This window comes from Pontimicrobium sp. IMCC45349 (assembly GCF_047219225.1).
In the GTDB taxonomy this organism is placed as follows: Bacteria; Bacteroidota; Bacteroidia; order Flavobacteriales; family Flavobacteriaceae; genus IMCC45349.
The window spans coordinates 2,887,099-2,906,587 of sequence record NZ_CP178208.1; the positions used below are offsets into that span (position 1 = coordinate 2,887,099).

At 31.3% G+C, this 19,489-nt stretch carries 21 protein-coding genes; 5 read left to right on the forward strand and 16 right to left on the reverse strand.

Annotated elements, in window-relative coordinates:
• Positions 1-22 precede the first annotated feature (22 nt).
• The 7 genes from ACLII3_RS13425 to ACLII3_RS13455 all read right to left on the reverse strand — a co-directional run bounded on the left by ACLII3_RS13425 (position 23) and on the right by ACLII3_RS13455 (position 7,424).
• On the reverse strand, positions 23-1,564 hold the full coding sequence (locus ACLII3_RS13425; RefSeq protein WP_412984732.1) for an acyl-CoA carboxylase subunit beta: 1,542 nt from the start codon (positions 1,562-1,564) through the stop codon (positions 23-25).
• Between the two features lie 3 nt (positions 1,565-1,567).
• A complete protein-coding gene (accC, locus tag ACLII3_RS13430; protein WP_412984733.1) occupies positions 1,568-3,010 on the reverse strand; it encodes an acetyl-CoA carboxylase biotin carboxylase subunit in 1,443 nt (480 codons plus the stop codon).
• A 1-nt stretch (position 3,011) separates the two neighbouring features.
• Complete coding sequence (locus tag ACLII3_RS13435) at positions 3,012-3,497, reverse strand: acetyl-CoA carboxylase biotin carboxyl carrier protein subunit (RefSeq protein ID WP_412984734.1); 486 nt, start codon at positions 3,495-3,497, stop codon at positions 3,012-3,014.
• A 44-nt stretch (positions 3,498-3,541) separates the two neighbouring features.
• Positions 3,542-4,210 (reverse strand): PolC-type DNA polymerase III, encoded by a 669-nt coding sequence (locus tag ACLII3_RS13440; protein ID WP_412984735.1) that lies wholly within the window; start codon positions 4,208-4,210, stop codon positions 3,542-3,544.
• Between the two features lies 1 nt (position 4,211).
• Positions 4,212-6,122, reverse strand: a complete 1,911-nt coding sequence (locus tag ACLII3_RS13445) for a DUF294 nucleotidyltransferase-like domain-containing protein (RefSeq protein WP_412984736.1) — start codon at positions 6,120-6,122, stop codon at positions 4,212-4,214.
• A gap of 65 nt (positions 6,123-6,187) precedes the next feature.
• Positions 6,188-6,871, reverse strand: a complete 684-nt coding sequence (locus ACLII3_RS13450; protein WP_412984737.1) for a PrsW family intramembrane metalloprotease — start codon at positions 6,869-6,871, stop codon at positions 6,188-6,190.
• 4 nt (positions 6,872-6,875) lie between these two features.
• Entirely contained in the window at positions 6,876-7,424 is a 549-nt protein-coding gene (locus tag ACLII3_RS13455) for an NUDIX hydrolase (protein WP_412984738.1), read from the reverse strand.
• Between the two features lie 63 nt (positions 7,425-7,487).
• Here ACLII3_RS13455 and ACLII3_RS13460 point away from each other — a divergent pair, with 63 nt between their 5' ends.
• Positions 7,488-9,875, forward strand: a complete 2,388-nt coding sequence (locus tag ACLII3_RS13460; RefSeq protein ID WP_412984739.1) for a penicillin acylase family protein — start codon at positions 7,488-7,490, stop codon at positions 9,873-9,875.
• Between the two features lie 51 nt (positions 9,876-9,926).
• Here ACLII3_RS13460 and ACLII3_RS13465 read toward each other — a convergent pair whose 3' ends face one another.
• The gene (locus ACLII3_RS13465; protein ID WP_412984740.1) at positions 9,927-11,015 is read right to left on the reverse strand and encodes a M42 family metallopeptidase; all 1,089 of its coding nucleotides are present in this window, start codon (positions 11,013-11,015) and stop codon (positions 9,927-9,929) included.
• A gap of 114 nt (positions 11,016-11,129) precedes the next feature.
• Here ACLII3_RS13465 and ACLII3_RS13470 point away from each other — a divergent pair, with 114 nt between their 5' ends.
• Genes ACLII3_RS13470 through ACLII3_RS13480 form a run of 3 tightly spaced genes read left to right on the forward strand, consistent with a single transcriptional unit; the run spans position 11,130 to position 13,200 of the window.
• Entirely contained in the window at positions 11,130-11,828 is a 699-nt protein-coding gene (locus ACLII3_RS13470; RefSeq protein ID WP_412984741.1) for a DUF4294 domain-containing protein, read from the forward strand.
• Positions 11,812-12,435 (forward strand): PAQR family membrane homeostasis protein TrhA, encoded by a 624-nt coding sequence (gene trhA, locus ACLII3_RS13475; RefSeq protein ID WP_412984742.1) that lies wholly within the window; start codon positions 11,812-11,814, stop codon positions 12,433-12,435. Before ACLII3_RS13470 ends, trhA begins: the two co-directional genes overlap by 17 nt.
• A gap of 21 nt (positions 12,436-12,456) precedes the next feature.
• Positions 12,457-13,200 carry a lipocalin family protein gene (locus ACLII3_RS13480; RefSeq protein ID WP_412984743.1) on the forward strand — a complete coding sequence of 248 codons (744 nt, stop codon included), beginning with the start codon at positions 12,457-12,459 and terminating at the stop codon, positions 13,198-13,200.
• 1 nt (position 13,201) lies between these two features.
• Here the strand turns inward: ACLII3_RS13480 and ACLII3_RS13485 are convergent, their stop codons facing one another.
• From ACLII3_RS13485 to ACLII3_RS13495, 3 genes are read right to left on the reverse strand one after another with little or no spacing between them, the layout of a single operon-like run.
• Positions 13,202-13,633 (reverse strand): DUF4268 domain-containing protein, encoded by a 432-nt coding sequence (locus tag ACLII3_RS13485; protein ID WP_412984744.1) that lies wholly within the window; start codon positions 13,631-13,633, stop codon positions 13,202-13,204.
• Positions 13,633-14,307: a ZIP family metal transporter gene (locus tag ACLII3_RS13490; RefSeq protein WP_412984745.1), complete on the reverse strand. Its 675-nt coding sequence runs from the start codon at positions 14,305-14,307 to the stop codon at positions 13,633-13,635. The genes ACLII3_RS13485 and ACLII3_RS13490 overlap by 1 nt, the downstream gene beginning before the upstream one ends.
• A 1-nt stretch (position 14,308) precedes the next feature.
• Positions 14,309-15,040, reverse strand: coding sequence for a class I SAM-dependent methyltransferase (locus ACLII3_RS13495; RefSeq protein WP_412984746.1), 732 nt, complete (start codon positions 15,038-15,040; stop codon positions 14,309-14,311).
• A gap of 58 nt (positions 15,041-15,098) precedes the next feature.
• Here ACLII3_RS13495 and ACLII3_RS13500 point away from each other — a divergent pair, with 58 nt between their 5' ends.
• A complete protein-coding gene (locus ACLII3_RS13500) occupies positions 15,099-16,265 on the forward strand; it encodes a THUMP domain-containing class I SAM-dependent RNA methyltransferase (protein WP_412984747.1) in 1,167 nt (388 codons plus the stop codon).
• A 7-nt stretch (positions 16,266-16,272) separates the two neighbouring features.
• Here ACLII3_RS13500 and ACLII3_RS13505 read toward each other — a convergent pair whose 3' ends face one another.
• The 5 genes from ACLII3_RS13505 to ACLII3_RS13525 all read right to left on the reverse strand — a co-directional run bounded on the left by ACLII3_RS13505 (position 16,273) and on the right by ACLII3_RS13525 (position 19,485).
• A complete protein-coding gene (locus ACLII3_RS13505; protein WP_412984748.1) occupies positions 16,273-16,917 on the reverse strand; it encodes a DinB family protein in 645 nt (214 codons plus the stop codon).
• A 175-nt stretch (positions 16,918-17,092) separates the two neighbouring features.
• Positions 17,093-17,626: a DUF4136 domain-containing protein gene (locus ACLII3_RS13510; protein WP_412984749.1), complete on the reverse strand. Its 534-nt coding sequence runs from the start codon at positions 17,624-17,626 to the stop codon at positions 17,093-17,095.
• A 170-nt stretch (positions 17,627-17,796) separates the two neighbouring features.
• Positions 17,797-18,618, reverse strand: a complete 822-nt coding sequence (locus ACLII3_RS13515) for a hypothetical protein (protein WP_412984750.1) — start codon at positions 18,616-18,618, stop codon at positions 17,797-17,799.
• 55 nt (positions 18,619-18,673) lie between these two features.
• On the reverse strand, positions 18,674-19,144 hold the full coding sequence (locus ACLII3_RS13520; RefSeq protein WP_412984751.1) for a hypothetical protein: 471 nt from the start codon (positions 19,142-19,144) through the stop codon (positions 18,674-18,676).
• Between the two features lie 110 nt (positions 19,145-19,254).
• Complete coding sequence (locus tag ACLII3_RS13525; RefSeq protein WP_412984752.1) at positions 19,255-19,485, reverse strand: hypothetical protein; 231 nt, start codon at positions 19,483-19,485, stop codon at positions 19,255-19,257.
• Positions 19,486-19,489 lie beyond the last annotated feature (4 nt).

The following is a 19,489-nucleotide window of genomic DNA, read 5'->3' on the forward strand; positions in this document are numbered from 1 at the left end:
CAAATGAGTGGCTTTTTTTTAATTATAATGGAATATTACCATGTTTCTTTTTCGGATTTTTTGCTTTTTTATCTTCAAGCATACTAAACGCCTTAATTAATTTGCGTCTTGTTTCTTTTGGTAAAATAACTTCATCAACAAATCCACGTCTTGCTGCTCTGTAAGGGTTGGCAAACTTTTCGGCATATTCTGCTTCTTTTTCCTTCCATTTTTCTTCAGGATTCTCAGCAGTTTTTATTTCCTTTTTGAAGATGATTTCTGCTGCACCTTTAGCTCCCATTACAGCAATTTCGGCTGTTGGCCACGCAAAATTCATATCAGCGCCAATATGTTTAGAATTCATAACATCGTAAGCACCACCATAAGCTTTACGTGTAATAACAGTAATTCTAGGAACTGTAGCTTCACTAAATGCATATAATAATTTTGCACCATGAACTATAATACCATTCCATTCTTGGTCAGTTCCTGGTAAGAATCCTGGAACATCTTCTAATACAAGTAAAGGAATATTAAAGGCATCACAAAAACGTACAAAACGTGCAGCTTTAGTTGAGCTGTTTACATCAAGTACACCTGCTAAAAACATTGGTTGATTAGCAATTACACCAACACTTTTACCACCTAATCGTGCAAATCCTACGATGATGTTTTCTGCAAAATCTTTATGAATTTCATAAAATGAATCTTCATCAATAATACCATTTATTACCTCATGCATATCATAAGGTTTGTTTGGATTATCAGGTACAATATTGCTAAGACTATCTCTTATTTCATCTTTAAATTCAAAAGGTAAATCTTTTGGTTTTTCCTTGTTGTTTTGAGGTAAGTAGCTTAATAGTTTTTTTACATCTTCAAGACTCTCTACATCATTTGCTGATGTTACATGAGCTACACCAGATTTTGTTGAATGGGTAGATGCACCACCTAGTTCTTCACTAGTTACTTCTTCGTTAGTTACTGTTTTTACAACATTTGGCCCAGTTACAAACATATAACTAGTGTCTTGTACCATAATTGTAAAGTCTGTCATTGCTGGCGAATATACTGCACCTCCTGCACAAGGTCCCATTATGGCTGATATTTGTGGAATAACTCCTGATGCCATAACATTTCTGTAAAAAATATCTGCATAACCACCTAACGAACGTACACCTTCTTGAATACGAGCACCACCAGAATCATTAAGTCCAATAACAGGCGCACCAACTTTCATGGCTAAGTCCATTATTTTACAAATTTTTTCGGCATGTGTCTCAGAAAGTGAACCACCAAACACAGTAAAATCTTGTGCAAATACATAAATTAATCTACCATCAACAGTACCATAACCAGTTACTACACCATCACCAAAAAACTGCATATCTGCCATACCGAAATCGGTAGTTCTATGTGTTACTAAAGCACCAATTTCTTCAAACGAACCTTCGTCAAGTAAATAGTTTACACGTTCTCTAGCTGTTAATTTTTTATTTTTATGCTGGCGTTCTATACGTTGCTCACCTCCACCTAAATAGGCTTTTTGTAAGCGTTCATTTAATCCTTTTATTTTATCGTCCATGACTTATTGTATTGGTAGTCTTAATAGTTTTTGATCTTCTAAGTATTGTTTAACTGCAATTAATGCTGCAATTTGAGCTTCTTCTGTATGTTGCGCTTCAAGTTTTTCTGGAGAATAATATTTTTTAACAAAGTGTGTGTCAAAATTTCCAGAACGGAAAGCTTCATGTTGGCAAACAAATTTTCCAAACGGAAGTGTAGTTTGTACACCTTTTACATGATAATTCTCAATAGCATGAATCATTAATTGTATGGCTTCATCACGTGTTTCTCCATAAGTAATCAGTTTTGATAACATTGGGTCGTAATAAATAGGAATGTCCATACCTTCTTCAAAACCATTATCTACTCTTATATTTTTCCCTACAGGAAGTTTATAAACTTCTAAATTTCCAACACTAGGTAAGAAATCGTTTAGAGGATCTTCGGCATATACTCTTAATTCAAGAGCATGTCCATTAATTTTTAAGTCTTCTTGTTTAATATCTAGCTTTTCGCCTCTAGCTACACGAATTTGTAATTCAACTAAATCCACTCCAGCAATTAATTCGGATACTGGATGTTCTACTTGTAGACGTGTATTCATTTCAAGGAAGTAGAAGTTGTGGTCTGCATCTAATAAAAATTCAACAGTACCAGCACCAATATAATCACAAGAACGTGCTACATCAATGGCAGCTTGTCCCATACGCTCTCTTAATTGTGGTGTTAACACAGCTGAAGGTGCTTCTTCAACAACTTTTTGATGACGACGCTGTACACTACATTCACGTTCAAAGAAATGAAGAATATTACCATGCATATCTGCCATCACTTGAATTTCAATATGACGAGGAGAAGTAACATATTTCTCTACAAAAACAGAACCATCACCAAAGGCAGAAGTTGCTTCACTAATGGCACGTTCCATTTGTTCTACAACATCTTTTTCTTCATTTACAACACGCATTCCTTTTCCACCACCACCAGCAGCAGCTTTTATTAATATTGGGAAACCAATCTTTTTTGCAATTTCAACAGCTTCATTAGGATCTGTAATTGCATGATCTACACCAGGAACCATTGGGATGTCATAATTTTTAACTGCATCTTTTGCAGCTAATTTATCTCCCATCATTTTAATGGCTTTTGATCTTGGACCTATAAATGTGATGTTGTTATTTTCAACAGTTTCTGCAAAATCTGCATTCTCACTTAAAAATCCATAACCTGGATGAATACCATCAACGTTCAATGATTTTGCTACATCTACTATTTTTGAACCTAATAAGTACGATTGGTTTGAAGGTGCTTCTCCAATACAAACGGCTTCATCTGCATATTTAACATGAGGCGCATTCCTGTCAGCTGTAGAATACACTGCAACTGTTTTAATACCCATTTTTTTTGCTGTACGCATTACTCTTATGGCTATTTCACCTCTATTGGCTACTAATATCTTTTTCATCTTACTCAAATTCAATTAATAATTGGTTTTTTTCTACTGCATTACCTTTTTCTACTGAAATGGATTTGATAACACCTTCTCTAGGAGACGTGATAATATTTTCCATTTTCATAGCTTCTAATATTAAAAGATTATCATCTTCATTAACACTTTGACCTACTTCTACGTTAATATCTAATATAAGTCCAGGCATTGGAGCTTTAATTGAATTGACATGTTTTGCAGCACTTAGTGAGAATCCCATCTCATTAATCAACTGGTCAAGACCATTAGCAATATTGACATTATAAGTGTTGTTGTTCACTTTTACAGCATAGACCTTTTTATTGAAATTTCCATTTTGAATTGTTGCTTTAAAAGAAGTATTATCTTTTAAAACATGATAATTTCCGTTTGAAGTACTTATGGCATCTAAGTTGGAAACATCATTTTCAGTGACGTCAAATTCTTTCGAATTATTGACTTTTACTTTAAATTTTTCACTCATTTGAGTTGTATTTAAACGTTTATATTATGTTGTTTTATGCAGTTTTAAATAAGTCCTCTTCGGCTAGAATTATAGAACAAATTTGATAGTGCAAGGTTGTTTTTTTTTCGTAATAAAGTTATGATTTTTATCATAATTATAGCTGTGATGAATGCATCACCAGAAGCCGTATGTCTATCATGTTTTTTTATTTTAAAAATGTCGCTTAACTCATCTAAACTATAGTGTTTATTGATGGTTTGAGACGATAGTGTTTTTTTGTAAAGCACACCAGTATCTAAAACTTTGTTTTTTAGTTTAGGTAAATTATGCGATTTCAAAATTTGATTTATCATAGCTATATCAAAGGCTGCATGATGCGCCACTAAAATCGCATTTTTTATATAGTTTAAAAATAAAATCAATGCTTTTTTTTCATCGATTTTATCGATACTTCCTTCTTTAAGAATTCCATGGATTTCAACGGTTTCAGAGTTGAATTTTTCTTGTTTAAGATATGCTTCAAAACTATCATTAACATCTATAGTGTTTCCAGTTACTGCTACAGCACCAATAGAAAGTACCTTGTCCTTTATTATGTCTAATCCTGTGGTTTCGGTATCAAAAACAACAAATCGTACTTTCTCTAAGTTGGTTTCTTGTGCATTTTTGAAATAACTAGTGTAGTTATTCCAAAACTCAGGATACGATTTGTTATTAAACCAATTTAACATACTATAGCATTTGAGAAAGTTTAAAGCGTGTACTTATTAATTCTTGTACATCTTTTATAGGTTTAAAAGCGCTTTTTAGTTTTAACCTGTTTGCTTTATCAAGAGTTTTTAAATCTAAAAACCTACCAGAATCATGGTCTTTTAAACCATCAACAGTTCTAAATCGCAATAGGACTTTAAATGCATTGATACACGAAATATATAAGTCTTTATTTTGTGGCTCTAATTCTGCCATTTTTTCATATCGTTGAATAGTACTATTACAGTCTTTAATGTTTTTAGATAGAATTAAAAGTCTAGCTGCATCTACTAAAGGCATTAATGCTCTTGCTTTTAAATCAAATTCATTCTTATGCTCGCCACTTTGTTCTACTAAAAATTGCCTAAAGAAACTTAAAGGTGGAGGGTTTTTTAAGGCATTTAACGCTAGGAAGTTTAAGAAAATTTCATAGGTGTCAATAGCTTTAAAAATGCTTTCGGACATTTCTTCAATCAATAAAGCATCACCATGCACTAAATCAAAATCAAAAAATATGGTGCAAAGCATTATTTTGTCTTCATCGGGATGTGTAATCCAATTATTGAATTGTTTTTTCCATTCATTTAAGGATAAACACCATTTAGTATTGCTTGCCATCATATTTGCTGGACAATATTCAAAACCAATGGTATTTAATTTTTGAGTAATAAGTTTTGATAGTTTTAAGAAGTACGTTTTGGTAGAGTTGTAATTATCCTCTGAAACATCTTTAAAAACTAAGGCGTTATCTTGGTCTGTAAGTAATAGTTGTTCTTGTCTTCCTTGGCTACCAAGAGCTAACCATCCAAAAGTTGTAGGTGGTTCTTGTGGCATTTCAGAGATAGAAAGCTCGATTGCTCTTTTGGTAATAGTACTATTAATAGCCGAAATAATTTTAGAGATAAAACCAATGGGAATATTTTGATTTAAATAACGTTGTAGAAGCCCTTGAGCCTTATCTCTAATATATTTTAAGGTTTCAGCATCTTTAGCACGTTTTACTTCTTTAACCAATACTGAAGGGTTATTTCCTCTAATAACAATAATATCGTGTTCGGAAAGAATACCACATAATTCTGAATTTGAAGTACCATCTTTGGTAATGCACAAATGTGTAATACGATTTTGAAGCATACCTATTTGTGCCTCAGCAACAGAAATATTTTCAGGATAAGTAATTACTGGAAACGACATAATTTTAGTTACACAATCTTCTATATTAAATAGACCTGTGGCTATTTTAGTACGTAAATCTTTGTCTGTTATAATTCCTAACGGTTTGTTATTTTGTGTTATAACTATGGATCCAACACGTTTGTTGGTCATTATAGTTGCAGCATCTTTAATACTAGTTTCTTGACTGCAAGTAACAGGGTTTTTAGAGTATTCGGCCGATTGCACTTCGGTAAAACTTGATAAATCTTTTTGGAGATTTATATCATTAGCAAAAAGCGCATCTTTATGTTCGGTTTGGTAAGGTTGTTTTGTATTAGTGACAAAACTTGCCATTAAGTATTTGTTAGCCTTAATGTTTGAGCTAATTAACTCATCTAATAACTGCGAAGAAATACTGTAAATAATACTCTCTTCTAATGCTTTAGCATTTAATACATATTGGTCTTTTCTTACCAGTGCTCTAAGTCCAAAAATATCACCTTCATCACATTGGTCTACAAAAGTACTTTCATCTCTAGTTAACCCAATGGCACCATCTTTTACTACATAAAATTCATTTTTTACCTTTTCGTTTATTTGAAAAAGAAAAGCGTCTTTTTCTAAATACACAACTTTTACATTTTTACAGATAGTAAGTAAATTGTCTTCTGATAGGAAACTAAAAGGAGGGAAGTCCTTTAAGAAATCATAAATGCGTTCAGCTATGGTATTCTTCATAGCTACTAAATTAGATAAAAATTGACTCTAAATGTATGAGTCTTATCATGTTTTATGCTAATTTGCTATAGTTTGAACTTAGAATTTTCTTGATGTCGTTTTATAGCTTTGTTAGATAATATAATTCCTATAGTTAATGATACAAAAGCACCAATAGATATTCCTGGAATAAAGCCTATAAATAAAAAGAAATCGTATGCACCATGAAATAATACAGCTAATGCTAAACCTATTAAATTAAGCTTACGTTTTTGCTTTTTTGAAGGTGCGAATTTTGCTAACCCCATAAAGTAACCCATAAGCACAGCAAATGTTGCATGCGCAGGAACTGCTGTAAAGGCTCTTACTATTGCTGTTCCCATGCCACCTTGTGATACATATGCTATGTTTTCAATAGCAGCAAAACCCATAGATACCATGACTGCGTAAACTATACCATCAAATGGTTCGTTAAAATATTTTTTAGGCTGAGAATAAAATCTAACAAATATGTACTTGCTAAATTCTTCAATTAAAGCCACAACAAAAAAGGCTTTAATAAATTGTTGAAATATACTGTAATCGTCTGGTAGCGGTAAGATTATTTGAGTGAACATCGATAGTATTAATGTAACTATGATGCTCAAAAAAGCCCCAAGAAAAAAGGCAATAGCTAAATCACGTTTGGATTCTTTTTCATATTTGTCCTTTATATAAATATAAATAATGATTAATGCTACAGGAACTAATGCTGAAATTAAAATAATCATATAGTTAAAGTATTGAGTTTATAGTATCCATAATAAATTGATAGTAATTCATGTCAGCAGGAACTATACTGTATGTTTTATGAGATTTAGTTATGCATAAAGCAATTTCATCAAAAGTAAATAATCGTAAACCATCAACCTCTTCTTCTTGAATAGTTAATTGTGAAATATCATGCTTTAATTCTACTAAAAACACATGTTGAAATTCGCAATCATGAATACCATTTGGATGAATGTTGATGTTTTTCCTAACATCAATTTGAGTTAAATCTTCTTTTGAAATTAGAATACCAATTTCTTCTTTAACTTCACGTAAAGCACCTTCGATAATAGTTTCTCCAGCGCCAACATGTCCAGCAACCGAAACATCCCAAAGACTAGGAAACGTTTCTTTGTTGGCACCACGTTGTTGCATAAGGATTTTTTTATTAGGTGTGTAAAACCAAACATGAACAGTTGGATGAAATAGTCCTTGTTTATGCGCAACAGTCTTTAACAAAACATTGCCTGTTGGTTGTCCATTTTCATCCCAAATATCTAAATATTCTTCCAAAGTTATTATTCTATAATTGCTACTCAAATATATGCTATATTTGAGACAAACGATTATTATTAAATGAAAAGTATATTAAAGAAAGTATTAGTTATTGTTGGTGTTTTGGTTGTACTACTTGTTATAGGTGGATTTGCTTATATGAATTTTTCTAAACCACAATATTCGGGAAGCCTAGAGTTAAAATATATATCGCAAGAAACTACAACATATTTTGATACTTATGGTATTCCTCATATATATGCGCAAAACCAAGAAGATGCATACACAACCTTAGGGTATGTACATGCTCAGGATCGTTTATGGCAAATGGAATTGATGCGTAGAATTGCTCCTGGAAGATTATCAGAGATTTTAGGAAAAGACCTATTGAAAACAGATACATTTTTTGTGCATTTAGGTATTGAAGAAGCTTCAAAAAAAGCCATTGATAATTTAGATAAAAATAGTGATGCATATAAGTTAAGTATGGCTTACTTAAATGGTGTAAATCAATTTATTGATGATGGTAGTACTCCAATAGAGTTTACTTTGGTAGGTGTAGAAAAAGAGCATTATGAGTTAAAGGATGTATACAACATTTTTGGTTATATGGCTTTTAGTTTTGCTATGGCTCAAAAAACTGATCCTATGTTAAGTGCTATTCAAGAAAAACTTGGTATTGAATATTTAAAAGATTTGGATGTTGAACCAACTTCAAATTGTACTTTAATACATAATAGTAATCCTGATATAAAGGCAGTTGAAGCGCTTTCTACTGATATTGCTTCCATAACAAATAAATTACCAATTCCTGCTTTTATAGGTAGTAATAGTTGGGTAGTTGCACCACAAAAAACTAAAAGTGGAAGTGTTCTTTTTGCTAACGATCCTCATATTGGTTATGCGCAACCTGCTGTTTGGTACGAAGCACACATTGCTACACCAGATTATGAAATGTATGGTTATCATTTAGCAGGAGTACCTTTTCCGTTGCTAGGGCACAATAGAGATTATGCTTATGGATTAACCATGTTTGAAAATGATGATATCGATTTTTATCAGGAAACAAATCATCCTTCTAATGCTAATAAGTATAAAACATCAGAAGGATATGTTGATTATTCAATGGTTTCAAAAACTATAAAGGTAAAAGACGATGAACCTGTTGTTGTAGAAGTTAAATCGTCACATCATGGACCAATAATGAATGGTATACAAGATGAGATTTCTCAAGAAGCACCTATAGCTTTATCATGGGTTTATACGAAACATGATATAAAAGTTTTAGAGGCAGTTTATAAATTATCACATGCAAAAAGTATGAGTGATGCTAAAGAAGGTGCATCTCTAATTCATGCACCTGGATTAAATGTGATGTATGGAGACGCCAAAGGAAACGTTGCATGGTGGGCTGCTGGATTATTATATAAGTTTAATGAAGATGTAAATCCTAAATTTATTCTTGATGGAGCTTCTGGAAATCACGAACCTATTGAGTATATCAATTTTAAGGAAAATCCTATGGCTGAAAACCCAGAATGGCACTATGTGTATTCAGCGAATAACCAACCCGATTCGATAGCTAATATGTTATATCCAGGTTATTATTTACCAGAAGATAGAGCAAAACGTATTGTACATTTATTAGAACGTACAAAAAAATGGGATAAGGAAGGTTTTTCTAAAATGATTAACGATAATACATCTGCTGTAATACCAAGCAATGTAAAAGCACTTACTAAGGCATTAAACTATAATAGTCTTACCAAAAATCAACAACGTGCTATGGATATGTTGCAGCTTTGGGAAGGCGACAATAATATTGATGATATAGCTCCAACTATATATCAACGTTTTGTATTTCGTTATTTGGAAAACACATTTAAAGATGAGTTAGGAGAAGAGTTGTTTAATCAGTTGTTAAAAACACATTTAATAAAACGCTCCATAGCATTACAAATTAATAATGAAACCTCGGTTTGGTGGGACGATGTTACTACAGATGCAAAAGAACAAATGTCTGATATCGTTAATAAATCATTTATAGAAGCTGTGACAGCTTTGGAAACAGAAATGGGAGCAGATATTATTAATTGGAAATGGGGAAAAGTACACACGCTTGAGCATCCTCATGCTTTAGGAGCTGTAGAGTCATTGAAACCATATTTTAATGTTGGTCCTTTTGAAGTGGGAGGTACAGAAGAAGTTATAGATAATAAAGCATTCGATTTTAATAATAGTGGTTTGTATCCAGTAAAAGCAGGTCCATCTACAAGACGTATTATTGATTTTTCAGATGTAGAAAATAGCATTAGTATTTTACCAACTGGACAATCAGGAAATCCGTTTAGTAAACATTATGATGACCAAGCCGAAATGTATAATAAAGGTGAATTTAGAAAGATGCTTCTAAATAAAGATGAGATTGTTAAATCCTCTACTTTATTAGAGATAAAACCAAAACAATAATAAAAAAGGCTACTCAATTGAGTAGCCTTTTTTATTATTTAGTATAGTTAATTAGTCAAAATAACTAAATGTATCACCTTCTTTAATGTTTAATAACGTTTCGTAAATCATACGAATAACATTTTCAACATCATCTTTATGCACCATTTCTACTGTTGTATGCATGTAACGTAATGGTAACGATATTAAAGCAGATGCAACACCACCATTGCTGTAAGCAAAAGCATCAGTATCTGTTCCAGTGGCACGCGATAAAGCAGAACGTTGGAAAGGTATTTTCTTAGCTTCGGCAGTATCAGTAATTAAATCACGTAATTTTTGTTGTACAGCAGGAGCATAGGCTACTACAGGACCTTTACCTAACTCTAAATGACCTTCTTTTTTCTTATTAATCATTGGAGTAGTTGTATCGTGTGTTACATCAGTAACAATAGCAACATTTGGTTTAATAGTGTGAGTAATCATTTCGGCACCACGTAAACCAATTTCTTCTTGAACAGAATTGGTTACATACAATCCAAAAGGCAATTTCTTTTTGTTTTCATGTAATAAACGCGCTACTTCAGCAATCATAAAGCCACCCATTCTATTATCTAAAGCACGACATACAAATTTGTCTTTGTTCAAAATATGGAACTCATCTGGATAAGTAATTACACAACCTACATGAACACCTAATTTTTCAACTTCTTCTTTAGTAGTACAACCTACATCAATAAAAATATTATCAGGCTTAGGTGGTTCTTCTTTTGTGCGTAAACGTGTATGTATTGCTGGCCAACCAAATACACCTTTTACAATGCCTTTTTTAGTATGAATGTTTACTATTTTACTTGGTGCAATTTGGTGATCACTTCCACCATTTCTAATAACATAAATAAGTCCGTTGTCAGAAATATAGTTGACATACCACGAAATTTCATCAGCATGCCCTTCAATAACTACTTTGTATTTTGCTTCTGGGTTAATTACTCCTACAGCAGTTCCGTATGTATCAGTAATGAATTCATCGACATAAGGTTTTAGATAATCCATCCATATTTTTTGTCCATCCCATTCATAACCAGTTGGAGCTGCATTATTTAAATATTTTTCTAAGAAGTCCATAGACTTCTTGTTAAGAATTTTTTGTTTTGCCATTTGAAAAAAATTTTGACTAAAATAGCAATAATCAACCACAATTTACAGTTAGCTTTACGTTATTTCGTAATTTTGAAAAAGAATTTCGGAACGATTTTCGCTGCAAAAATTATTATGAAAAAAATTGCATTCTTATTTCTTTTAGTTTCTAGTGTTGCTTTTGCGCAAATGCGCGAACAAGAGGTTGATACAACAGAAACTAAATATTTGATTATTGAAGGTGACTCTATTCCTAAAACATCTATTGATTTAGAAGAAGTGATGCTGTTGCATAAGCTTAAATTTAATAACAATGAAGAGAGACGACGTTATTTAATTTTAAGACGAAAAACCATAAAGGTATATCCTTATGCAAAGTTGGCAGCAATTAGATTAGACACATTAAATGTACGTTTAGGTAGAATGGAGAAGAAGCGTGATAGAAAACGTTATGCAAAAAAAATTCAGAAGTATATAGAAGGAGAGTTTTCGGAAGAATTAAAAAAGCTTACTAGAACCGAAGGTCAAATATTAATAAAATTAATCCATAGACAAACAGGAAAAACAACATTTGAACTTATAAAAGAATTGCGTAATGGTTGGCGTGCTTTTTGGTTTAATAACACAGCTAGCTTGTTTAATATCTCGCTTAAAAGAGAGTTTGACCCTCACAATGTAGAAGAAGATTACTTGATTGAAGATATACTGCAACGCCAATTTCAAAGTGGCACTTTAGAGCGTCAAAAATCAGCTGTAGAGTTTGATTTTTATGAACTTACTGAAAAATGGATGCCTTCCAAAAAGAAGAAAACTGCTAATGCGATCTCAAACTAATTTTGAAGAACAATTAAATACCTATACACATGCTATTGGAGCTGTTTTAGGAGTCGCTGGTTTAGTGTTATTAATTGTAATGCAAGCTAATGAACCATGGAGTTTATTTAGTGTACTTGTATATGGTATATCAATTATCATATTATTTACTGCTTCTACTTTATATCATGCTGCTAGAACAGAGCGTCGTAAACACTATTTTAGAATTTTAGATCATATTAGTATTTATTTGCTAATAGCAGGTACTTATACACCAGTTTTATTATTACTGTTGGCGCATAGTAAGGGTTGGTTATTGTTTTGGATAGTTTGGGCAATTGCTGCTTTTGGAGTGTTTTTAAAACTATTTTTCACTGGAAGATTTGAAGTGTTTTCTACATTACTGTATTTAGTAATGGGATGGCTAATTGTATTTGATTATTCAACCTTATCTAGTGTTATGGATGCAAATGGTTTATTGTTGCTTTTTGCTGGTGGATTAGCCTATACTGTAGGTATTGTGTTTTATGCTATTAGTAAAATACCATACAATCATGTTATATGGCATGTGTTTGTTTTGGCTGGAGCCATTTGCCATTTTTTCATGATTTTACTTCATGTTATCTAATCAAAAACTTATTATTGTTATATGAAGCGTTTTATAATACTTTTTATGCTTGTTTTTACAATTCAAATTGGATTTGCACAAGTATATAATGATTCCGATTTAGTAGGTAAGTGGACAATTATTAAAACTGAAGAATTTGTTGATAATGAATTAACTGATTCTAATATTGAAATAGTAAATGAAGATTGTCAAGATTATGTTCATTTTCAGGCTTCAGGTAAGTTTGTTGCTAACGAATTTAGGAGTGACTGTACCAAAAGAGATGAAGATACAGGAACTTGGAAGATTGATGGAAATAAGATGTTGTTAACTGAGAATGAAGAATCAATTTATTTAAGCTTCATAACCTTTACAAGTGATAGTTTAGTATTAAGCGCAAAAGAAAAAAAGGATGATAAAGAAATAGAGTTTAGAATTACATTTAAACGTTTCTATGAAGTGAAAAAGACAACTAGTTTACAAAGTGAGCCTCCAATAACATTTAGTAATGTAATAACAAGTGTAGAAGGAAAGCGTTGGAAGTATACTGAGAATACTAATATTTTCTATTTCACACTTGAGTCTAATGGACGTATTTCAAGTAAAGATCCTTATATGGTAGGTATTTCTCCCAACTCTTGGAAACAAACAGGCAATAAAGTTATTATTCACTTAAACGATAAGTACGTTACTTATACAGGAACTTTAATTAACGCCTCTATTATTAAAGGAACTGCTGAAAATATTACAGGAAAGACTTGGGATTTTACTTTAGAATTATACTAGGTTAGCCTTTAATAATATCGCGATATTCCTCAAAAAACAATTCAAATTGATGCATAGTGTTGTTTAAAAACTCCATTACATCACGCCATGTGTTTTTATTATGAATAGACACTTTTTGGTTAACTAAAGGCACGTATATACGTGATATCTCTTTACCATTATCTAGATAAAACTCTTCTTCGTAAATAGCTTTAGGTAAGTATTCGTCGTGAAGTATACTCTTGAGCGCTTCCAGTTTTTCCCAACAATTCACTCTGTTTTCTAAGTCGTCTTCTAGATCTAAAGTAACAAAAGCTTTTTTAGTATCAAAGTAAAACTTGAAGCTAAGTCCTTTAATTTTGGTATTATATAAAATCCATTTTCTTGGAAATGACTTTCCAAAACTGGTCCAAAATTCTTCTCTTAATTGTCGTGATTCTTCTTTACTAAACATTACATGAAATAAGCTATAGCGATTGCAAAAATAATCACTAGAATTTTACTTAAATTAAATTTATGGCCTTCACTACTTTCAAATAAAATAGTAGTTGCTATATGTAAAAAAATACCAATTACAATTGCATTAATATAATCTAGATAACCAGAAACCATATCTACATTATTTGAAATGATGGTTCCTAAAGGTGTCATAAGACCAAATAAGGTTAAGAAAATAAGTATTTGGTGTGTCTTAAAGTCCGATTGAAATAAATATGTAGTAATTAATATAGCAATAGGTATTTTGTGTACTAATACACCATAAACCATATCATTATGTTGGTGTATTGGAAACCCTTCTAAAAAGGCATGAAGGCACAAGCTTATAAATAGTAACCAAGGAAATACTGTACTGTTTTTATGTATATGCACATGACCATGTTCGGCACCTTTAGAGAAAAATTCTAAAAATATTTGCACCAAAATACCAATCATTATGCATAGTCCAGTTTGTTTAGCATCTAAGTGATGATACACTTCTGGTAACAAATCAAAAACTGTTAGTGATAATAAAAAAGCACCACTAAACGCTAGTAATAGTTTTATGTTTTTGGATTGGGTATTTCTGGTAAGCTTTACAAATAAAAAGCCTATAATTACTGCATATATTGGGAAAAAGTATTTATTCATACTACATAAAAATCATAATTAAACGCTCAGAGAAATCTGGATGATATTTCTTTAGTTTATAATCGCCAAACACATCTAATAGCTGTAAACCAGCTTTTTCAAACATAGCTTTAAAATCCTCAAGTGTGAAAGCTTTTACGCGTTCTTGAAAATTATAATGCGCTCCTTCAGCTTCAAAGCTAATATCTTTTATTAAATAACCGTTTTCAACGAAACGTTTTAGGTTAAAGGTAATACCATCAACTGTTTTGGTGTTTTCAGATACTAAATTGTTAAGTACAAAATTTGTATTCATAAAATCAATTACACCAACACCATTGGGTTTTAGATTTGCTTTTATGGCTTTAATAGTGTTGAGGTTATCTGCTTCATCATCAAAATAACCAAAGCTTGTAAACAGATTAAAGACAGCATCAAATTGTTTGTGATATGGTTTACTCATATCATGCACATCAAAATGCAATGTGTCGTTTTCAAATTGTGAAGCAAAATCTATACTTTCTTTAGATAAGTCTAAACCAGTAACATGATAACCAATACTGTTTAAATAGATTGAATGACGACCTTTACCACATGCTAAGTCTAAAATTTCACCATCTTCAGAAATATTTAAATAGCTCGATAACGATTCCATAAAAGCTTGTGCTTCTTTATCATCTCTGTCTTTATATAAAATATGGTAAAATGGCGTATCAAACCACGAGGTAAACCATTGTTTATTGTCTTTTATCATACATTCTTCTTGGTGAGAGCAAAAATACTTTATTTTTGCAATCTATTTGACGAGAATAATGGATAATAATTTCAAGATGGTTGCCAAAACCTTATTTGGTTTTGAAGAGCTTTTAGCAAAAGAGTTACGTAACCTTGGTGCACAAGAGGTAAAAGTAGGTGTTCGTAACGTTAGTTTTGTAGGAGATAAGGGTTTTATGTATAAGGCAAACTTAGGATTGCGTACTGCTATTAAAATTTTAAAACCTTTAAAAACCTTTAGAGTAGTAAGCGAACAAGATTTATACGATAAAGTTAAGCGTATTGCTTGGGAAAAGTACTTGTCTGAAAGTGGTTCTTTAGCTATTGATGCTACTGTACATAGCCATATTTTTACACATTCAAAGTACATTGCTTTAAAATCTAAAGATGCTATTGTAGATCGTTTTAGAGAGGTAAAAGGTGAGCGACCAAATATTGATTTACGTTTTCCAGATTTAAAAGTAAACATACATATTGATAGACAATTATGTACGGTTTCGTTAGATAGTAGCGGCGAATCTTTGCACAGACGTGGTTATAAAACAGCCACTAATATTGCACCAATTAACGAGGTGTTAGCTGCTGGTTTAATTATGTTGTCTGGTTGGGATGGACAAAGCGATTTTATGGATCCAATGTGTGGTAGTGGAACAGTTATGATTGAAGCTGCTATGATTGCTTGTAACATTCCTCCAAACTTAATGCGTAAAGAATTTGCTTTTGAACGTTGGCAAGATTGGGATGTGGATTTATTTGAAAAAATTGAAGAATCTTTATTAAAGAAAACTAGAGATTTCCATCATAAAATAATTGGTTACGATAAATCGCCAAGTGCAGTACGTAAAGCACAAGACAATGTAAAGAATGCTCATTTGGATGAGTTTATAAAAATTAAGCACGAAGACTTCTTTAAAACCCAAAAAGGAGGTGATAAGCATTTGCATATGGTGTTTAATCCACCTTATGGTGAGCGTTTAGATATTGATATGGAAAAGTTTTATGCCGATATTGGTACAACGCTAAAACATGGTTATCCAGGTACGCACGCTTGGTTTATTACATCTAATTTAGAAGCGTTAAAACATGTAGGTTTACGTCCATCACGAAAGATAAAACTATTTAACGCTAAGTTGGAGTCACGTTTAGTGAAATACGAAATGTACGCAGGTAGTAAAAAAGCTAAGAAGCAGCAATTAGATTCTTAGTTTCTTATTATTTTGGAATACGCTGAATAATAAATTTCATTTGTCCTCTGTGGTTAGATTCGTGTTCGCATACATGAAACCACTTACAGTAATTATTAGTTGGTTTGTTTTCAAAAAATGGTTCTGATTTCATAATCCATTTATCATCCCTTTTGGCAAACTCTTTTTTAGTGATTTCTCTTACTTCTTCAAGTTTTGTTAAGTAATAATCAATAGAATTACCTTTAATTAGCTCACGACCTTTTTCTCCTAAGCCACTTGGTACATCCCATTCTGTTTTAATCTCATCACTCCAAGTTCCCCATTCCATTTCGTCAAAAGTGTTTAATTGGTAATACTTTTCAGTTGCAGCTAAGTGTAGAAGCATAGCTCCAATAGAGTTTGATTTATCGTCAATTTGAAAATCCAATTGCTCAACTGTTAAATCTTTTACAGTATTAATAACCCATGTTCGCATCATTGTCATGGTAGATAGTAATGTTCCTATTTGAGGCGAATAGCCTTCTTGTGGTCCAACTAAGTATATACTATCAGATGTGTTTTCTTGTGATTCTTGTGCCATATTAATTAGTGGAGCAGATAAAAGTCCAGCAGTTAATAATGAGGTGTTTTTAATAAATTGTCTTCTGTTAGTGCTAGCTTGTTTACTCATAATTAATAAAAATTGGATTTGTTAGTAAGTGTTTAATTTGCTGTAAAACAGCACTATGTAAGATACAAAAAAGATAGACACTATTTTTAGACTAACTTTTCAGGTATATAAAACCTCATCAAGTAGTTTCTTGCTACTTGATGAGGTTTTATTGTAAAATATTTAAAAGTTTAAGTTATAATCTAGGATACTCATCAAACAACTGTTCTATTAAACTCTTAACATAAGGTTTAAGTTTGCTTTTAGAACGGTTTAAATCACACTGTACAGAAGCTTGCCATATCACTTGGTTTTTATTAAAATCTGAAACATAAATAACTAAGGTTTCCTCTGTATAGACAATAGTATCTATTTTGCATTCGTGCCAATAGTTATAATCGCCTTGTGATTCGCAATTGGTAAACGTCGCTTCCTTTTGTTGTATAACTAATTGAAACCCTACTTGTAACTCTGGATTTAGTACATTGGTTTTATGACCAATAAGTTCCATTTCTGCTTCTATAGCATCACCAATTAATTGACGTACTTCATTATTATCGTAATTTGGATAATTGGTGTTTTCTACAAATAAATCGTCAATACACAGTACAAAAGTAGAGTATTGGTTAAAGTCTATGGTGTCATCATAGTCTGCAAGTACAGCACTAGTTGATGCACAACCAAAAACAAACAGTAAAGCTAAAGTGCTTAAGATATATTTTGCTTTCATGATTAAAGGTTTTATAAGATTGATGTTACTCTTATAAATGTCTTTAAATCAAGGCGTAATTACTATGATAATTGTCAGTTGAGGTTGTTAAAGTTTTTAGAATTTCATTGTAGAAAAATCACGTAATTTATTATTCATAATAATGAATTATAGTCTTTGTTATAATTAGCTTAATGATTTTTTATTTCACTACAAGAAATATAAACTGATGTTGTTAATCTATCTCTTTTGTCAAAAATTTCTAGTGATATAAGGTTGTTATTTTCACCTCTTTCTTCGATTGAATAATATCCTTTCTTTTTGGTTATAGTAATTCCATAGTTTATTCCTTTGGCTTCTTTAAAGTAATCTATTCTATGCTTATTTGTTTCTATTTCGGTAGTTTTACTATTTAAGCTTAAGTTTCCATTTTTATCTGTTCTATAATACTCTGTAACTTTTCCATCTTTTGAGTATTTATACTCTTCAACTCTTATTAGTTGTTTTGATAAATTATACCAATGTCTAGAAGTTATTTTGTTTTTATCGTTGTAACTTGCTTTGAAACTTAGGTAGTATTTGCCATTTTTTTTGTTATAAAGCTCTAAATTATTCCCCTTTTTGTCATAAGTTCTTTTTTGATCATTTAAAGTATCTCCTTTTCGTATTTGAAAATAGTTAGTTCTATTTCCGTTATCATCATAGAGATATACAATGTAGTCTAAGGTATCTTTTTTTGAAGTAATGATAGCTTGTACAAATTTTTTATCAGTATCAATAATAGTCACTGTTTTAGAACCTTTATCTAATGCAGAAGAAAGCGTGTTAGTATTTGTTAATTGATTCCAATCTTTATCATAATAAGTAATTAATTTTCTATAATCTAAGGTGTCTTTTTTCTTGTATACTGTAGAATGAATTGTTTTTACATGCTTTGTGTTTTTAGGATAATCTTGTGAATAAACAGAGATTGAAATTGAAAAAAGAAAAAGAATAATTAGGTTGCCTCTCATACTAAAGTTTTTTTAATTGCTTATAACAAGCTTATATAAAGTCTGTTTTATGGGATTAGTTTTTTCTACTTTTTATAATTCTTTTTATTTCTTTAGAAGGTTTCATTTTGTTTTCAGAATTAGAGCAATACGCAATTAATATTTCTTTTGCTTGATTATGAATTTGAGCACTATCCAATTTATCTCCTTTATTTTCTAAAACCACTTTTGTCATTGCTGCCATGTATAAGCCTAATAAATCGTCATTTCCTTTTGTGATTTTTAATGATTCTTCACTAATTTCAAAAGAATAATCTGGAGTTCCCATCATCCATTTCATAATATATTGAACAGAAGTTAATCGGTTTAATTCTGAAACGTTGGCTGGATTGTTGAACAGGTAATTTGCACATAACAATACTTTCGATTCTTCAGTTTTATAGCTTTCTACATTTTTAAATTCATAATTAGCTAGTTGTGTAAAATTTTGAGCAATACTTAGGTTTGATGTACAAATAATTGCAATAATTAGAATGATTTTTTTCATGAATATTAATTTAGGTTTATATTGTATATGTAATTTTTATAGTTAAGGTTTAAGAATACAATCAAAGCGAACTGAATGAAGTAATTCTTGAGCAATAAATTATTGGATTATTAACCAACCTGTGAATAAGCATATATAAAAAATAGTATGGTTACAATAATAGGAATTGCAATAAGCCACCAAACAAGCTTGGATGTGTCTGTTCTAACTTGCTCCATTTTTTTTAGTTGTAATTTTTGATAGTATAGTATTTCTTTTAGTGTTTCACTGTCATTAAGGTCACTGTAATCTTCGAGAAATTCTAATTTTTCTTTTGAGTGTAATATTTTATCCTTATTCATAATT

Excerpts from the sequence above, each read along its gene's own strand:
- ACLII3_RS13425 (WP_412984732.1), bottom strand. The coding sequence starts at position 1,564 with ATGGACGATAAAATAAAAGGATTAAATGAACGCTTACAAAAAGCCTAT.
- accC (WP_412984733.1), bottom strand. The coding sequence starts at position 3,010 with ATGAAAAAGATATTAGTAGCCAATAGAGGTGAAATAGCCATAAGAGTA.
- ACLII3_RS13435 (WP_412984734.1), bottom strand. The coding sequence starts at position 3,497 with ATGAGTGAAAAATTTAAAGTAAAAGTCAATAATTCGAAAGAATTTGAC.
- ACLII3_RS13440 (WP_412984735.1), bottom strand. The coding sequence starts at position 4,210 with ATGTTAAATTGGTTTAATAACAAATCGTATCCTGAGTTTTGGAATAAC.
- ACLII3_RS13445 (WP_412984736.1), bottom strand. The coding sequence starts at position 6,122 with ATGAAGAATACCATAGCTGAACGCATTTATGATTTCTTAAAGGACTTC.
- ACLII3_RS13450 (WP_412984737.1), bottom strand. The coding sequence starts at position 6,871 with ATGATTATTTTAATTTCAGCATTAGTTCCTGTAGCATTAATCATTATT.
- ACLII3_RS13460 (WP_412984739.1), top strand. The coding sequence starts at position 7,488 with ATGAAAAGTATATTAAAGAAAGTATTAGTTATTGTTGGTGTTTTGGTT.
- ACLII3_RS13465 (WP_412984740.1), bottom strand. The coding sequence starts at position 11,015 with ATGGCAAAACAAAAAATTCTTAACAAGAAGTCTATGGACTTCTTAGAA.
- ACLII3_RS13470 (WP_412984741.1), top strand. The coding sequence starts at position 11,130 with ATGAAAAAAATTGCATTCTTATTTCTTTTAGTTTCTAGTGTTGCTTTT.
- trhA (WP_412984742.1), top strand. The coding sequence starts at position 11,812 with ATGCGATCTCAAACTAATTTTGAAGAACAATTAAATACCTATACACAT.
- ACLII3_RS13480 (WP_412984743.1), top strand. The coding sequence starts at position 12,457 with ATGAAGCGTTTTATAATACTTTTTATGCTTGTTTTTACAATTCAAATT.
- ACLII3_RS13485 (WP_412984744.1), bottom strand. The coding sequence starts at position 13,633 with ATGTTTAGTAAAGAAGAATCACGACAATTAAGAGAAGAATTTTGGACC.
- ACLII3_RS13490 (WP_412984745.1), bottom strand. The coding sequence starts at position 14,307 with ATGAATAAATACTTTTTCCCAATATATGCAGTAATTATAGGCTTTTTA.
- ACLII3_RS13495 (WP_412984746.1), bottom strand. The coding sequence starts at position 15,040 with ATGATAAAAGACAATAAACAATGGTTTACCTCGTGGTTTGATACGCCA.
- ACLII3_RS13500 (WP_412984747.1), top strand. The coding sequence starts at position 15,099 with ATGGATAATAATTTCAAGATGGTTGCCAAAACCTTATTTGGTTTTGAA.
- ACLII3_RS13505 (WP_412984748.1), bottom strand. The coding sequence starts at position 16,917 with ATGAGTAAACAAGCTAGCACTAACAGAAGACAATTTATTAAAAACACC.
- ACLII3_RS13510 (WP_412984749.1), bottom strand. The coding sequence starts at position 17,626 with ATGAAAGCAAAATATATCTTAAGCACTTTAGCTTTACTGTTTGTTTTT.
- ACLII3_RS13515 (WP_412984750.1), bottom strand. The coding sequence starts at position 18,618 with ATGAGAGGCAACCTAATTATTCTTTTTCTTTTTTCAATTTCAATCTCT.
- ACLII3_RS13520 (WP_412984751.1), bottom strand. The coding sequence starts at position 19,144 with ATGAAAAAAATCATTCTAATTATTGCAATTATTTGTACATCAAACCTA.
- ACLII3_RS13525 (WP_412984752.1), bottom strand. The coding sequence starts at position 19,485 with ATGAATAAGGATAAAATATTACACTCAAAAGAAAAATTAGAATTTCTC.